Raw genomic sequence first — 11,748 nt, 5'->3', positions numbered from 1 at the left:
AGGATGGGTTGTATCACCCGAGCGGTCATCGCCGCGACTCAATCCCCAGGTGTGCAAGGAGCGTCATGCACCAGATCATCATCATCGGATCCGGCCCCGCCGGTTTCACTGCGGCAATCTACGCTGCGCGCGCCGGTCTCAAGCCTGTGCTGTTCGCGAGCGCCGTAGGCATCGGCGGTGAACTGATGAACACGACGGAAGTCGAGAACTTCCCCGGTTTCCCCGAGGGCGTGCAGGGCCCCGACCTCATGCAGAAGATGCAAGAGCAGGCTGAGCGCTTCGGCACCGAGGTCATCTACGACGACATCACCGAGGTGGACTTCTCCGGCGAGATGAAGCGAGTGACCGCCGGAGACGGATCGGTCCACGAGGCCCACACGGTGATCTACGCCACAGGTTCGGCGTACCGCAAGCTCGGTATCGCCGACGAGGACCGACTGTCCGGGCACGGCGTCTCCTGGTGCGCGACCTGCGACGGCTTCTTCTTCCGCGAGAAGACGATCGCGGTGGTCGGCGGCGGCGACTCGGCGATGGAGGAGGCGACCTTCCTCACCCGCTTCGCGGACAAGGTCTTCGTCATTCACCGCCGCGAGGAGCTCAAGGCGTCCAAGATCATGCAGCAGCGCGCGTTCGACAATCCGAAGATCGAGTTCGTCTGGAATTCCGAGGTCGCCGCGATCCAAGGCGAATCCGAGCTCACCGGCATCACGCTGCGCGACACGGTCGACGGCTCGGAGCGCGATCTCGCCCTCGACGGCCTGTTCATCGCAATCGGCAACGACCCGCGCACGCACCTCGTGCACGGCAAGCTCGACCTGACCGCTGACGGGACCATCGCCGTGGAAGGGCGCAGTTCTCGCACCTCTTCGCCTGGCGTGTTCGCGGCTGGAGACGTCATCGACCCGTCATACCGGCAGGCGATCACTGCAGCAGCCTCGGGCACCGTGGCCGCACTCGACGCCGAGCACTACCTCGCGGCTCGCGAGCAAGCCGAGCAGATCGCACTCGCGACTGTCTAACCGCAAGAAATCGTCAGAAGGAGTCACCATGTCACAAGCAATCACCGTCGACGAGCAGAGCTTCGAGCAGGCCGTTCTCCAGAGCGACGTCCCCGTACTCGTCGATTTCTGGGCAGAATGGTGCGGCCCGTGCCGCGCGGTCGCCCCCGTGCTCGATCAGATCGCCGCTGAGAACGAGGGCAAGATCATCATCGCGAAGCTGAACGTCGATGAGAACCCGAACCTGGCTGCGCAGTACCGCATCACGTCCATCCCGGCCATGAAGGTCTTCAAGGGCGGAGCCGAGGTTCGCGAAATCATCGGCGCGATGCCGAAGCCGATGATCGAGAAGCACCTCGACGGCATCATCTAAGCCGTGCAACCGGAGGTTCGCCTCCGTCACGCAGCACAGCGGCCGGCGATCGTCACTCGATCGCCGGCCGCTGTGCTGTCTGCAGGCGACACGCCTCACGCCGCCGGTGCCGCGCCCGGCGACACCGGCGACGTCGAGCAGGCGCGCTCAGGCCACTCCACGCAGGTGCGAGGTCAGGCGCCGAAGCCGGGGTCTCCGAGATCGGAGAGGATGCGCTTGAGGTCTGCGATCGTGGCGAAGTCGATGACGATCTGCCCCTTCTTCGCCCCGAGCTTGACGGCGACACGCGTGTCGAAGCGGTCGCCGAGTCGCTCGGCGATCTCGCCGAGCTGCGCCTGCACGCCTCCGGCTCGCGGTTTCGGTTTGTTCCGCTTCGGCAGCTCCGAGGCGGCAGCCTCAGCGGCACGCACCGACAGGCCCTCGTTCACCACCTTGTCGGCGAGGCGCTGCATGGCATCGACATCGCCGTCGAGCGAGAGGATCGCACGAGCGTGCCCCGCCGTGAGCACCCCGGCGGCTACTCGTGCCTGCACGGGCTCGGGGAGGCGCAGGAGACGAATCGTATTCGACACCTGCGGTCGTGATCGGCCGATGCGCTCCGCGAGCTGCTCCTGCGTGATCCCGAAATCGGCGAGCAGTTGCTGATACGCGGACGCTTCCTCCAGCGGATTGAGCTGGGCCCGGTGCAGGTTCTCGAGCAGCGCGTCGCGCAGCATGTGCTCATCGGCGGTACTCCGCACGATCGCGGGAATCGTCTCCAGCCCCGCGCGCTTCGACGCTCGCAAGCGACGCTCGCCCATGATCAACTCGTAGCGGGCGCCATCGGCCGGTTCGGGTTCGATCGCGCGCACCACGATGGGCTGGAACACGCCGAACTCCCGCACGCTGTGCGTCAATTCGTCGAGCGCCTGCTCGTCGAACTCGGTGCGCGGCTGCGCGCGGTTCGGAACGACGTCAGCGACATCGAGACGGGTCAGGCGAGCTCCCGGCACTTCCTGCAGCGGCGCCGTTTCCGCGGCAGGCGCTCCGTCCTCCTCCGTGGTGACGTTCGCATCGGCACCGGCTGCGCTCAGCCCGGCGCTCGACGGGAAGAAGACGTCGACGGGACGCTCTTCGCCCGACGACGACTGCGGAATGAGCGCGCCGATTCCGCGACCGAGACCGCCTCGTTTCTTGGTCGCCATGCGTTACGCCTTTCCTTCATGCTGTGTGCCGGCTGTCGCCGGGAGACTGCCACGGTCGCCGCGCTCGGCGATCTCAGCCGCGGCCTCGAGATATGCGAGCGCTCCGATCGAAGCTCCGTCATACGCGTGCACCGTTTGCCCGTAGCTGGGAGCCTCAGAGATGCGCACGGATCGCGGGACGATCGCGCTGAGCACCTGTTCGGGGAAGTGCGCACGCACTTCTCCGGCCACTTCCTGTGCGAGGTTCGTTCGGGCGTCGTACATCGTCAACAGAATCGTGGAGATGCGCAGGCCCGGATTCAAGTGCTTCTGGATGAGCTGGATGTTCCCGAGCAGCTGGCTCAAGCCCTCCAGCGCGTAGTACTCGGTCTGGATCGGGATGAGCACCTCGTCGGCTGCGACAAAGGCGTTGACCGTCAGAAGCCCGAGCGACGGCGGGCAATCGATGAAGACGTAGTGATACTTGCGCTCTGATTCCGCGAGGAAGGTCTGCAGCGCCGTGCGCAGCCGCTGCTCTCGCGCGACCAGCGACACGAGTTCGATCTCCGCGCCGGCGAGGTTGATGGTGGAGGGAACGCACCACAGATTCTCGTGATCTGAGGTCGGCTGCAGCGCGTCGGGGATCGTGTCATCGCCGAGGAGCACGTCGTAGATGCTCGTGATCTCGGGGCGATGGGGGACGCCGAGTGCCGTCGAAGCGTTTCCCTGCGGGTCCATATCGATGACCAGCACCGTCGCGCCGCGGCGGGCCAGGGCCGCGGCAAGATTGACGGTGGTCGTCGTCTTTCCGACGCCGCCCTTCTGGTTCGAGACCGTGATGATGCGCGTCTCAGCGGGGAGCGGTGACACCGTCTCCGCGAGTTTGCGCCGTCGCCGAATCTTGTCGACGAGATGGTCGCCGACCAGCGACTTCTCCGCTTCAGCCATGTCTCACGATTTTAGCCCGAAAGACGCGGGTCGTCTCCGCAAGCAGCTCCTGCGCGAACAAGTCCGCACCGAGCTCGACTACAGCCACGTCACGCACCCGGAACTTGCGGAGCACCTTCGCCGCGGCTTCGATCTCTGCATCGACAGCAGCGCCCTTCAGGAACAGCATCTCGCCCCCGTCGCGGAGCAACGGGACCGTCAGTGGGACGAGCTTGCGGAGCGCGGTCACAGCTCGAGCCGTGATCTGGTCGACCTCCCACGCATCGTGGAACTCCTCGGCGCGCCCTCGGCGCACTTCGGCGTTCTCCAATCCGAGTACCTCGATCTGCTCCTGCAGCCACGCGCATCGCCGCTCCATCGGCTCCACGAACAGGAAGTGAGCGTCCGGGCGCACGATCGCGAGAACCAGGCCGGGCATCCCGCCGCCGGTACCGATGTCGGCGACCTGAGCACCACTGCCGATGAGTGGGGCGAGCAGTGCGCTGTTGAGCACATGGCGTGTCCAGAGACGCGGCGCCTCAAGGGGACCGATGAGCCCGAGCTGCTCGCCGCGCGTGCCGAGGTCCGCGGTGAACGCGCGCAGCATCTCGATGCGGTCGCCGGCGAGCAGCGGTGCGGCGCCTGGTTCCTGCTCGATCACCTGCTCAGCGGGCATGGCGGTCCTTCCGGAGTTTCACGTGAAACAAGGGGGTGAGTTCATCCCCGGCTGATGACGAGACGGCGATCACGGCCTTCACCGCGGGACTCCGAGAAGTAACCGCGATCCGCGACATCGTCGTGCACCAGTTTGCGTTCGTAGGACGACATGGGCTCGAGCTCGACCTGCTCGCGGCCCGCGGCGATCTGCGCCACCGCCGAATCGACCATGCGCTTGAGTTCGGTGGCTCGCGCGTCCCGCGATCCCCCCACATCGACGATCAGGCGCGAGAAGCGCCCGGTCTTCGCCTGCACGGCGAGACGAGTGAGATCTTGCAGCGCCTGCACGGTATCAACCCCCGCGAGACGGTCGAGATCGACGTCCCCTCCGGTCACCGAGACGTACGCCCGGCCGTTCGCGACGTCGATATCGATGTCGCCGTCGAGATCCGCGATATCGAGAAGCCCCTCGATGTAGTCGGCAGCGAGGTCGCCGTCGGCCTCGAGTTCTTCGAGGCTGAGTTCAGCAGTCGAGGTGTCAGGTGCGGTGCGATCGTCGGTCGTCATCACTTGCCCTTCTTCTTCGAACGCTTGGCGCTGACCGGCTGCTGGCGCTGACCGGCCTTCGGGGGAGCGATCTCCTCGCCGCGAGCCTGCGCGCGCTTCTCGTCGTCGGTCAGCTTGCCCTTCGCCTTGAGGCGCTCCTGCCGCGCACGCCACGCATCACTGCCCGGGGTCGGCATGTTGCGGATCACGATGAACTGCTGAGCCATCGTCCAGAGGTTGGAGGTGAACCAGTACACGTTCAGCGCGAGCGGGAATGCAACGCCTGAGAAGAGGAACGCGAAGGGGATGATGTAGAGCAGGATGCGCTGCTGACGGTACATCGGCGAGTTCTTCGTCTCATCAGAGACGTTCTTCGACATGATCTGCAACTGCGTGAAGAACTGCGACCCGATCATCAGGATAACGTTGATGCCCAGGAGCACCACGACCGTCCAGTTGCCGGACTCCCAACCCTGCGTGAAGGTCATCTTCAGCGGAGCACCGAAGAGCTCAGCGGCATTGAAGTTCTTCGTCAGCTCCGCCGTCATGAAGCCGATGCCGGTGGTGTTATCGGATGCGTGACGGAGTACGTAGAAGAGCGAGAAGAAGACCGGCATCTGGATGAGGATCGGCAGGCACGAGGAGAACGGGTTGGTCCCGTGCTTCTTGTAGAGCGCCATCGTCTCCCGGCTCATCGCCTCTCGGGAGTACTGATCCTTCTTGCCCTTGTACTTGTCCTGGATCTTCTTCATCTCGGGCGCGAGATCCATCATGCGGCGCTGCGACTTGATCTGCCGCACCGTCACGGGGATCAGCGCCGAGCGGACCACGACCACGAGGCCGATGATCGAGAGCACCCACGTGAGGCCCGACTCGGGGTCCATGCCGATCCACGTGAAGGCCTGATGCCAGACCGCGAGCACGAGCTCGACGAGCCAGCGGAGCGGCCACAGGATTGTTTCGAAGAAGTCCACCGGGTTAAGCCTTTCGCTCGATGGGGCGGACGAAGCCGCGGGTGTTGGTCACGAAGTGGGAGTGCGCACGCGGCGGGACGTCATCGATGCCGCCGGCAGTGAAGGGATTGCAGCGCAGCAACCGCCACGCAGTGAGAACGGTTCCGACAATGAATCCGCGGATTTGATACGCCTCAACAGCGTATCTGGAACACGATGGATAATACCTGCACACTTCGCCATAGAGCGGTGAGACGACGCGGCGGTAGGCGTGCATGCAAGCGAGAGCGGCATTACGGGGTGCCAACCAGATTTCGGCTGCGACCCGGATCATGAGCGCGTCTCCGTCGACGCCTGCCGGCGCTCCACCCGATCGAGCGCGCGGTTGATCTCCCGCTCGAGCTCCGCGAACGGAGCATCCGCCGCGGCGGGGAGCGCACGAAAGACCACGTCGACACCCGTCGCCCCGTTCCGCAGGCGTTGCTCCACGATCGACTTCATTCGCCGACGCACCAGGTTCCTGGTCACCGCATTGCCCACAGCCTTGGAGATGATGAACCCGAATCGAGCGGCATCCTCCGGTGAACGCAAAACCGCGTGGGTGATGCAGAGTGCACCACCCACGCGGCGTCCGGCACGTACGGTCTGCCGGTAGTCCTCTCCCCGGGTGACTCGATTGCGCCGTGCAGGCATGATCGATCCCGGGGGAGTACGACGATTACGCGGTGAGCTTCGAGCGGCCCTTGCCGCGACGAGCTGCGACGATGGCGCGGCCCGCACGGGTGCGCATCCGGGCGCGGAAGCCGTGCACCTTGGCGCGGCGGCGGTTGTTGGGCTGGAAGGTACGCTTGCTCATAGTGAAAACTCCGTGACTTATGGAATAGATCCCCGCGCCTCTCGGGCGGCGAGGAAGTCGGATGTCGGCCACTCGTGTGCGTGCGGTTCCTCATGTGCTCGACACGTTCCGAGCGCACGGTAGCGCACTCGTCTCACACGAGCCACCCATACAAGGTCTTCACTCTACGCCTTCCGCACCATTCCGTCAAAGTTGGGGAGGCAGGATGGCCGCTGGGCACGTGGATCGAGATCGAGAAATGGCGCGTTCCCACATCGACTTGCCTGTGGACAAATCTGTGACTAACGTGGGCGCAAGCGTTTCCACACGGCTGCACTCCGCTGATTTCCCGCGAGATTGTGCCCGTCCCTCTGTGGATAAGCCTGGGTATAACAGGCATTCTTCATGATGAACAGCGAGCCGGGAGCGACGTGACTGAGGACGAACTGCAAGAAGTCTGGGATCGCGTCACCCAGGCGGTGATGAGCGATCCGGCCGTCGGCCCCGCCGTCGGCGCACAGCTCGCACTCGCTTTGCCGCGAGGCATCGCAGCCGGAACGCTCTATCTCGCCGTGCAACTCGACTTCACGCTCAAGCTGCTCGAGAACCGACTCCGTCCCGCGATCATGGCGGCGATCTCCCGCATTCCGGAGGCGCGGGAGATCGACAACTTCATCGTCATCGTCGACGAAGACGCCCACCCTGACATCGACCCCGAGCCCGCTGCCGAGACGCCGTCCTCATCCGAGCACGTGCGCGATTTCGACGGCGGCGGATTCGGCGGCTCACGATTCGACTCGCCCCGTCACGACACCCAGCGCCCCGTTGCAGAACCACGGCGTCGACACGGAGTCGACGATGCCCTCGACAGTCGGCTCAACGAGAAGTATCGATTCGACAGCTTCGTGATCGGGCAGTCCAACCGTTTCGCACATGCCGCTGCCGTCGCGGTCGCCGAAGCGCCGGCCCGCGCCTACAATCCATTGTTCATCTACGGCGATTCGGGTCTGGGCAAGACCCACCTGCTTCACGCCATCGGGCACTACGCGCGCGAGCTCTTCCCGGACGTACGCGTTCGCTATGTCAGTTCCGAGGATTTCACCAACGATTTCATCAACTCCATCGCGAACAATCAAGGAGCGGCGTTTCACGCGCGCTATCGAAGCGTCGACATCCTTCTCGTCGACGACATTCAATTCCTTGAAGACAAAGTGGAGACGCAGGAAGCCTTCTTCCACACGTTCAACACGCTGCACGACCACAACAAGCAAGTCGTCATCACGAGCGATGTGCAGCCGAAGCAGCTTCGGGGGTTCGAAGAGCGCATGCTCTCGCGATTCGAGTGGGGCCTGCTCACCGACATTCAGGTGCCCGATCTCGAGACGCGTATCGCGATCCTGCGCAAGAAGGCGGAGCGGGAGAATCTCGAGGTTGACTACAGCATCCTCGAATTCATCGCGAGCAAGTTCTCGTCGAACATCCGCGAACTCGAAGGCACCCTGATTCGGGTGACTGCATACGCGAGCCTGAATCAGCAGCGGATCGACATGCAGCTCGTGCACACGGTGCTCAAGGACCTCATCACGCTGGACGCCGATAACGAGGTACAGCCCTCCGACATCATCAGCAAGACGGCCGAGTACTTCGACCTCTCGGTCGACGACCTGTACGGTCCGACACGCGCGCAGCAGATCGCGACGTCGCGTCAGATCGCGATGTATCTCTGCCGCGAACTCACACCGCTCTCCCTTCCGAAGATCGGTCAGTTGTTCGGCGGCCGTGACCACACCACCGTCATGTACGCGCACAAGAAGATCTCCCAGCTCATCGCCGAACGGCGATCGATCTACAACCAGGTCACCGAACTGACCACGCGCATCAAACAGGGCAGTCGATAAAGAAGTTATCCACAGGCCGCTCGCCGAGTGTGGATAGTTGGGGAGAACTCGCCCGCGCCTGTGCATGGATCCGGGAAGCCTGTGAGGGAGACTCCTGTCACCGGGTTCCGCATGATTCCGCGGATCGCAATCCATCCACCGCGATTGCACAAGTCACAGACGTGTAGTTCCGTTACAAGAATTGATGTGCCGGGACTTATCCACAGAATCCACAGACGTTAACACTGTTAACACTTCTCATTCTTTTCAACGGGCACTCGATCACACACACGTGATCGGCGAAGAGACCCGTGAACGATGACACGAAGGTCGACCGGATGCTGAGGCTCGACGAGTGTGCAAAGATTGTCAGGCCGAGGAGAACGACGCGACCCAGAACGCGTGCGAAGGGAAGCCCGATGCGATTTACCGTCAATCGTGACGTATTCAGCGACGCTGTATCGTTCGCAGTGAAGTTGCTCCCTCCCCGCCCGACGCAGCCCCTCCTCAGCGGGGCGCTCATCGAAGCCGATGGCGATCAGCTCACGGTCTCGTCGTTCGATTACGAAGTCTCCGCGAGGACCTCGATCACAGCGGTTGTCGCGGAAGCAGGGCGCGCGCTGGTCTCGGGTCGATTGCTCGGCGAGATCGCCCAGCGCCTGCCGCACTCCGACGTTGAAGTCTCTCTGCTCGAGAGCCGCGTCGAGGTTCGCTGCGGCTCTGCGTCGTTCAGCCTTCCGGCGATGCCGGTCGAGGAGTACCCGCAGGTGCCGAGGGTTGATTCCGTCTCCGGGTCGATGCCGGCGGATGTCTTCTCGGAAGCCGTCTCGCAGGTGTCGCTCGCGGCATCGAAGGATGATGTGACACCGGTGATCACGGGCGTGCAGTTCGAGATCGATTCAAATTCAGTGACCCTCACCGCGACCGATCGGTACCGCGTCGCTACGCGAAGCATTGATTGGGAGCACCGTGACTCCGGCGATGCGCTGACTGCGCTGGTCCCATCGAAGATCGTTACCGAGGTCGGAAAGACCTTCTCGGGTGTCGGGGAGGTCCAGGTGAGCATCGTCAAGGATGCCGACCGGGAACTCATCGCCTTCACCGGTGGCACGAAGACGGTGACATCGCTGCTGATCAAGGGCAACTACCCGCCGGTTGGTCGTTTGTTCCCCGAGAGCATCGAGAATTACGCCGTGATCAGCACTTCGGAGCTCATTGAGGCCGTGGGCCGCGTCGGGTTGGTGCTCGAGCGGGAGGCGGCCCTTCGCTTCTCGTTCGCCGAGGGCACTGTGACGTTGGAAGCCGCTGGGACCGAGTCGGCGCAGGCCGTCGAGACGGTTGATGCGCACCTCGTCGGCGAGGAGATGGTGGTCTCGCTGAAGCCCCAGTTCCTGCTCGATGGCTTGCGTTCCACGCATTCCGAGTTCGCTCGGATCGGGTTTACTCGGACGGACAATCCCGGAAAGCCCGGTCCCGTCCTCATCACGAGTCAGCGCAGCAAGGACGACGCGGACGAGAAGAGTTTCCGCTACTTGCTGCAGCCGAACCTGCTCCTTCGGTAGGCCTGAGATGCGGGTGACGCATCTCTCGCTCGGCGACTTCCGCAACTACGCGTCTGCGGAGCTTCCACTCGCCGCTGGTCCGAATCTGCTCGTCGGCCAGAATGGTCAAGGAAAGACCAACCTCGTCGAAGCCATCGCCTACTTCGCGACGCTCCGCTCGCATCGAGTGACCGGCGATCAGGCGCTCATTCGCGCCGGCAGTGATTCGGCAGTTGCGCGAATGGGAGTGCGCTCGGGGGTGCGCGAGGTGCGCCTGGAGTTGCAGCTCAATCAGGGCCGCGCGAACCGGGCACAGGTGAACGGCAACTCGGTGCGCCCAAGGGAGATCACGCGGTGGTTCTCCGCGGTCGCTTTCGCACCAGAAGACCTCATTATCGTTCGTGGAGAGCCCTCAGGACGTCGGCGGTTTCTCGACGATGCGCTGCTCGCCCGCCATCCAGTCGCCTCAGCGGCCCTGGCAGACTACGAAAAGGTTGTCCGGCAGCGCACTTCACTGTTGAAATCCACCCGAAGCCGGGGGTCAACTGTCCCTTCAACGCTCTCGATATGGAATGATCAGCTCGTCGAGTACGGTGTGCAGATCATGATTGCTCGGCGAGAGCTCTTGCGCGACCTCGCTGGTCCGCTTCGTGATCACTATCACGCGCTCGTCGGTTCCGACCACGTTCCTCGGTTGGGTATGACGGAGAGCGTCGCCGCTTCGCTCAGCGAACGGGGCGTTTCACGTGAAACACCGAACGCGAGCGAGCTCCCCGACGTTTCACGTGAAACGCTCGCGCAGGAGTTCCACGAGGCGCTCCGGATGGTGCAAGCTCGTGAAATCGATCGCGGCGTGACGCTCGTGGGCCCGCATCGGGACGATCTCGTGCTCTCGCTCAATGGTCTCCCGGTAAAGGGGTACGCGAGCCATGGCGAATCGTGGTCGTTCGCACTGTCGCTGAAGCTGGGCCTCGCCGAGCTGTTGAGGGCTGAGTCGTCGGCCGGTGATCCTGTGATTATTCTCGATGACGTGTTCGCGGAGTTGGATGCGGGGCGGCGAGCCCGACTGATGTCTGCCGTGGGAGACTATGAACAGGTGATCGTCACCGCAGCGGTGGAATCGGATGTGCCCGATGACGTTTCTTGGCAGAGGATGCGTATCAGCGCAGGCACCGTGGCACCGATGGAGTGCGGTGACGACTCCGCAGTAGACGCGGCCGGGGCGGAAGGCGCCGCGCCCCCGGTGGTGCCGACGACCCCCGATCCAGAGACATCAGTGTCGCGGGCGGAGGCTCGCGATGACGGTTCGACCGAGGGGGACTCCGGTGGGTGAGTCGGGCGTCGAGTTCACGTCGGACGCCTATCTGCGAGCGAAATCCGTGTGGCGCGGGGTTCCGCAACGTCGTCGTTCCCGTCGAAACGGTTCAGAAGCCCCTGGTGGGAGTCCCTTCGGGTTCGGTCGCGATCCAAAAGCTCTCTCAGATGTCCTCGTCAATGTCGCGAGCGACATGGGATGGAGCGTTGAACTCGAGCAGGCTCGGTTGATCGGGGAATGGCCCGAGTTCGCCGGCGATGCAACCGCCGAGCACACCACGGTCGTGGGCATCAGCCACGGCGTCCTTCAGGTCCAGTGCGATTCGACGACCTGGGCGACCGAGCTCAGGCGGTTGCGGGGTGAGTTGCTCACGCGGCTCTTGCGAGATTATCCCGATTCGGAGATTCGGGATCTCCGATTCCTCGCGCCGGGCGCCCCGAGCTGGCGGCATGGCATGAGGTCCGTTCCAGGCCGGGGGCCGAGAGACACGTACGGCTGATAGCGGACGACCTGAGGTGCGCTCAGCGGGACCATCTGCTCAGCAATGACGATTCTCGGGGAGG

Annotated in this window: 14 protein-coding genes; 6 read left to right on the top strand and 8 right to left on the bottom strand. The window is 63.8% G+C overall.

The window, feature by feature from the left end:
• Positions 1 to 65: 65 nt before the first annotated feature.
• Positions 66 to 1,019 (top strand): thioredoxin-disulfide reductase, encoded by a 954-nt coding sequence (gene trxB, locus JSQ98_RS10745; RefSeq protein WP_200330769.1) that lies wholly within the window; start codon positions 66 to 68, stop codon positions 1,017 to 1,019.
• A gap of 28 nt (positions 1,020 to 1,047) precedes the next feature.
• Positions 1,048 to 1,371 (top strand): thioredoxin, encoded by a 324-nt coding sequence (trxA, locus tag JSQ98_RS10740; protein WP_090145796.1) that lies wholly within the window; start codon positions 1,048 to 1,050, stop codon positions 1,369 to 1,371.
• A 173-nt stretch (positions 1,372 to 1,544) separates the two neighbouring features.
• On the opposite strand, the gene JSQ98_RS10735 is transcribed toward trxA, so the two are convergent.
• The 8 genes from JSQ98_RS10735 to rpmH are packed head-to-tail and all read right to left on the bottom strand — an operon-like array spanning position 1,545 to position 6,473.
• Positions 1,545 to 2,555 (bottom strand): ParB/RepB/Spo0J family partition protein, encoded by a 1,011-nt coding sequence (locus tag JSQ98_RS10735; protein ID WP_211649652.1) that lies wholly within the window; start codon positions 2,553 to 2,555, stop codon positions 1,545 to 1,547.
• Positions 2,556 to 2,558: 3 nt separating this feature from the next.
• Complete coding sequence (locus JSQ98_RS10730; RefSeq protein ID WP_090145794.1) at positions 2,559 to 3,482, bottom strand: ParA family protein; 924 nt, start codon at positions 3,480 to 3,482, stop codon at positions 2,559 to 2,561.
• A complete protein-coding gene (rsmG, locus tag JSQ98_RS10725; protein WP_211649651.1) occupies positions 3,475 to 4,137 on the bottom strand; it encodes a 16S rRNA (guanine(527)-N(7))-methyltransferase RsmG in 663 nt (220 codons plus the stop codon). The genes JSQ98_RS10730 and rsmG overlap by 8 nt, the downstream gene beginning before the upstream one ends.
• 41 nt (positions 4,138 to 4,178) lie before the next feature.
• The gene (locus JSQ98_RS10720) at positions 4,179 to 4,685 is read right to left on the bottom strand and encodes a Jag family protein (RefSeq protein WP_211649650.1); all 507 of its coding nucleotides are present in this window, start codon (positions 4,683 to 4,685) and stop codon (positions 4,179 to 4,181) included.
• Positions 4,685 to 5,638: a membrane protein insertase YidC gene (gene yidC / locus JSQ98_RS10715; protein ID WP_090145791.1), complete on the bottom strand. Its 954-nt coding sequence runs from the start codon at positions 5,636 to 5,638 to the stop codon at positions 4,685 to 4,687. The genes JSQ98_RS10720 and yidC overlap by 1 nt, the downstream gene beginning before the upstream one ends.
• A gap of 4 nt (positions 5,639 to 5,642) precedes the next feature.
• Positions 5,643 to 5,951, bottom strand: coding sequence for a membrane protein insertion efficiency factor YidD (gene yidD / locus JSQ98_RS10710; protein ID WP_176698239.1), 309 nt, complete (start codon positions 5,949 to 5,951; stop codon positions 5,643 to 5,645).
• Complete coding sequence (gene rnpA, locus JSQ98_RS10705) at positions 5,948 to 6,310, bottom strand: ribonuclease P protein component (RefSeq protein WP_200330775.1); 363 nt, start codon at positions 6,308 to 6,310, stop codon at positions 5,948 to 5,950. Before rnpA ends, yidD begins: the two co-directional genes overlap by 4 nt.
• Before the next feature lie 25 nt (positions 6,311 to 6,335).
• Positions 6,336 to 6,473 (bottom strand): 50S ribosomal protein L34, encoded by a 138-nt coding sequence (gene rpmH / locus JSQ98_RS10700; protein WP_010155609.1) that lies wholly within the window; start codon positions 6,471 to 6,473, stop codon positions 6,336 to 6,338.
• 410 nt (positions 6,474 to 6,883) lie between these two features.
• Between rpmH and dnaA the strand changes: the two genes are divergently transcribed.
• The 4 genes from dnaA (at position 6,884) to JSQ98_RS15425 (ending at position 11,684) form a co-directional block, all read left to right on the top strand.
• Positions 6,884 to 8,350 (top strand): chromosomal replication initiator protein DnaA, encoded by a 1,467-nt coding sequence (gene dnaA, locus JSQ98_RS10695; protein ID WP_200330777.1) that lies wholly within the window; start codon positions 6,884 to 6,886, stop codon positions 8,348 to 8,350.
• Positions 8,351 to 8,748: 398 nt separating this feature from the next.
• Positions 8,749 to 9,891: a DNA polymerase III subunit beta gene (gene dnaN, locus JSQ98_RS10690; protein ID WP_211649649.1), complete on the top strand. Its 1,143-nt coding sequence runs from the start codon at positions 8,749 to 8,751 to the stop codon at positions 9,889 to 9,891.
• A 7-nt stretch (positions 9,892 to 9,898) separates the two neighbouring features.
• A complete protein-coding gene (gene recF / locus JSQ98_RS10685; RefSeq protein WP_211649647.1) occupies positions 9,899 to 11,203 on the top strand; it encodes a DNA replication/repair protein RecF in 1,305 nt (434 codons plus the stop codon).
• Entirely contained in the window at positions 11,169 to 11,684 is a 516-nt protein-coding gene (locus tag JSQ98_RS15425; protein WP_211649645.1) for a DciA family protein, read from the top strand. The genes recF and JSQ98_RS15425 overlap by 35 nt, the downstream gene beginning before the upstream one ends.
• The last annotated feature ends 64 nt before the right edge of the window (positions 11,685 to 11,748 follow it).

This window comes from Leucobacter manosquensis, from assembly GCF_018304845.1.
Classification (GTDB): Bacteria; Actinomycetota; Actinomycetes; order Actinomycetales; family Microbacteriaceae; genus Leucobacter; species Leucobacter alluvii.
This window is presented reverse-complemented; position numbering and strand designations above follow the sequence as displayed.